2 protein-coding genes are annotated in these 3,615 nt (G+C 41.3%); both read right to left on the reverse strand.

Going from position 1 to position 3,615, the window contains the following annotated elements:
• Window positions 1-308: 308 nt before the first annotated feature.
• Window positions 309-1,742, reverse strand: coding sequence for an NADP-dependent phosphogluconate dehydrogenase (gene gnd / locus QUF07_RS13465; RefSeq protein WP_056982003.1), 1,434 nt, complete (start codon window positions 1,740-1,742; stop codon window positions 309-311).
• 158 nt (window positions 1,743-1,900) lie between these two features.
• Window positions 1,901-3,379, reverse strand: coding sequence for a glucose-6-phosphate dehydrogenase (gene zwf / locus QUF07_RS13470; protein ID WP_289427934.1), 1,479 nt, complete (start codon window positions 3,377-3,379; stop codon window positions 1,901-1,903).
• Window positions 3,380-3,615 lie beyond the last annotated feature (236 nt).

The raw sequence follows: 3,615 nt of genomic DNA on the forward strand, positions 1-3,615 counted from the left end.
ACCTCATACTTAATTAATAATTCTATGGTACTCAAAAAGACGTCTACGAAGTAGACGTCCAGTTATTTAGTGCTTACTCTAAAACGTGCTCAGCACATCAGTTCCCTACATATAACTGAAAATGGACACTAATCGGAAAAACACCGATTAATGTCCATTTACCAGTTACTGGTACTCGGCTATATGGTGGAAACGTGCTTCACCCAACTGACGCTTAATAATATAACAAGGATCATCAATAATCCTAAAGCCCAGGATTACCGATGATCCTTGTTATATTAACGCGTCAAACCGTTGGGTTCAGCACTCTATTGTTCTTCATACCAAGTATAATGGAAGTTTCCTGGGCGATCGACACGTTCATATGTGTGAGCACCGAAGTAGTCACGTTGTGCTTGCAACAAGTTTGCAGGAACAACTTCTGAACGATATGAATCGTAGTAAGAAACGGCAGCAGCCAATGATGGGACTGGTACGCCGGCCTTTGTAGCCAAGGCAACCACGTCACGAGCTGATTCTTGATACTTCTTGCAGATATCTGTGAAGTAAGGGTCAAGCAACAAGTTTTGAAGGTCTGGGTTCTTGTCGTAAGCATCGGTGATGTTTTGCAAGAAACGAGCCCGAATGATACAGCCGGCTCTCCAAATCTTTGCCATTTCGCCTAACTTGATATCCCACTTGTATTGGTCTGAAGCAGCCTTTAATTGGTCAAAGCCTTGAGCATAACTCATTACTTTACCAAAGTAGAGGGCTTCACGAACCTTTTCAACGATTTCTTTCTTATCGAAATCAACGTCAGCTTTAGGCTTTGGAAGTACCTTAGAAGCAGCAACTCGATCCTTCTTGAACATTGAGATGAATCGTGCATAAACGGCTTCAGTAATGACTGATTGATCGATACCGATTTCAAGGGCATCTTGTGAACTCCACTTACCAGTACCTTTGTTGGCACCACGGTCAAGAATCATATCAACGATTGGCTTGCTCTTGTCGTCACCCAAGTCATCTTTGTGAGTCAAGATATCAGCAGTGATTTCGATTAAGTAACTGTCAAGTTCGCCCTTGTTCCAGTCTTTGTAGATGTCAGCTAATTCGTCAACATTATAACCAGCAAGGTTTCTCAAAATGTTGTAACTTTCATCGATTAACTCTTCATCACCATATTCGATACCATTGTGGACCATCTTGACATAATGGCCAGCACCGTTAGGGCCGATGTAAGTAACACATGGTTCGCCGTCAGCAGGGGCCTTAGCAGCGATTTGTTTCAAAATTGGTTCAACCAAATCGTAGGCTTCTTTTTGACCACCTGGCATTAGTGAAGGACCTTGTAAGGCACCAAGCTCACCACCGGAAACACCCATGCCGATAAAGTTGATTCCTGATTTATCAAGGCGGGCGTTACGAGCCATCGTATCGTGGAAGTTAGTGTTACCACCATCAATAAGGACATCGCCCTTATCAAGTAATGGTAGTAATTCGTCAATCACAGCATCAGTTGGCTTTCCAGCCTTAACCATCATGACAATTCGACGAGGGGTTTCAAGTGACTTAACAAAATCCTCAATCGTATAACTAGGAACAAGTTTCTTGTCTCCGTGATCCTTCATAACTTCTTCGGTCTTAGCGCCGGTACGGTTGAAAATTCCAACGGTATAACCGCGACTTTCGATATTAAGGGCTAAGTTCTTGCCCATAACGGCCATTCCGACAACACCGATATTTGCTTTTTGATCAGACATTTAAAAACCATCCTTTTCTTTTTAAGAATTACTACACAGTTAGTGTACCATCTCACAATTATAAAGTGAACAAAAAAGCACGCTAGAGTAGGAATTTGTTCAAACAATTGCAAAGATTGTGAAAACACTCATACAAATTTTGAAAATGTTTTTCATGACTACTTATTCAATTTGTAAACCCATTCTCGGTGATCTCTTGCCAACAGTTCATCTGCAGAAACTGGTCCCATTGATCCTGGAATGTAATTAGGGAACATTGGTTGTTGAATATCCCATACCCGACGGATCTGGTCAACAAACTTCCATGCACTGGCAACTTCAGGCCAGCTGGCAAAGTTAGTACCGTCACCCTTCAACACATCATGGATTAAACGTTCGTACGGTTGTGGCGTTTCTTTGGTTCGCTTGGAGTCTTCAAGGAATTGCAAGTTAACGGGTTCAGTATGGAATCCTTGTTCACTGTTTTTCGCATTAACCATCAATGAGAAGCCTTGATTTGGTTCGATGAAGATCGTCAAAACGTTGGCGTTTAATGGGGTACTGCCACTTTGTGGGAAGGAGAAGATATCCACGAGCGGCTTCTTGAAGACAACGTCCACACGAGTAAACTTGTCAGCCAATTTCTTACCAGTTCTGATATAGAACGGTGTTCCAGACCAACGATAGTTATCAAATAATAACTTGCCGGCAACAAAGGTTTCGGTATTAGAATCCTTTGGAACCCCATCTTCTTGACGATATTCCTTAGAGTTACCAACACCACCGTATTGGCCACGGACAAAGTTGGTTGATGCTTCAGCAACGTTGTATACCCGGAGACTCCGTAAAGCCTTCACTTTTTCTTGCCGAATATCGGTATCCTTAAATGCAACCGGTTGCTCCATCGCGAGCAAACTGACAATCTGCATAATGTGGTTTTGAGCCATATCACGCAGCGCACCTGAGTTATCGTAATAACCGGCCCGCTCTTCAACACCAAGGTTTTCAGCCAAGGTAACTTGAATGTTATCGATGTATCGGTTGTTCCAAAGGGCTTCGAAAATAGTGTTGCCAAAGCGAATGGCTTCAATATTTTGGATCATTTCCTTACCAAGGTAATGGTCGATTCGGAAAATTTGATTTTCTTCAAATGCAGCACTTAATTCGTCATTTAACTGTTTAGCTGATTCAAAATCACGACCAAATGGCTTTTCAATCACGAGTCGGTTGAAACCGCCATTTTCTGAGAGTAGGTGCTGAGTCTTGAGATTCTTGGCAACGGTTCCAAAAAAGTTAGGGGCCATTGAGATATAAAAGACTCGGTTTCCACCTAAAGCATACTTCTTGTCCAATTCTGCTGATTTATCTTTTAAGTTTGCGTAATGACTAACGTTAGTCACATCATGGGTGACAAAGTAGAAATGACTGGCAAAATCACTGATCATCTTTTTGTTACTTGTTTCTTTAGCTACCGATTTTTCAACGATTTCTCGGTATTTTTCATCATCTATCTTGTGACGGGAAGTTCCAATCACGGCAAAATGTTCACGAATGTTTCCTTTTTCGTAAAGCTTTAGCATCGCTGGATAAAGTTTACGAGTGGCAAGGTCACCAGTTGCTCCGAAGAGTACAATCAAAGAACGTCTTTCAGTTGGCAAAATGTTCACTCCTATCATTAAGTTAACTAAGTAAGCTGATATGTCTATACCAGTTCGCTAACATTATATAACACAAATCTGCACAACAAAAGCGTATTGACGATGTAAATGAATATTATTTTCATAATGTGGCTTTTCAATTTTTGAATGGCTCTGTAGCCCTGATTTATTCATAAAAATACACAAAATACCCATCAAACACATGTTTCACGCGTTTGATGGGTATTTTGCATTTT

The sequence above is a fragment of the Lentilactobacillus sp. TOM.63 genome (assembly GCF_030361045.1).
GTDB classification, from domain to species: Bacteria; Bacillota; Bacilli; order Lactobacillales; family Lactobacillaceae; genus Lentilactobacillus; species Lentilactobacillus dabitei.

Bases quoted from the DNA above. Each gene is read 5' to 3' on its own strand.
- gnd (WP_056982003.1), bottom strand. From the start codon at position 1,742: ATGTCTGATCAAAAAGCAAATATCGGTGTTGTCGGAATGGCCGTTATG.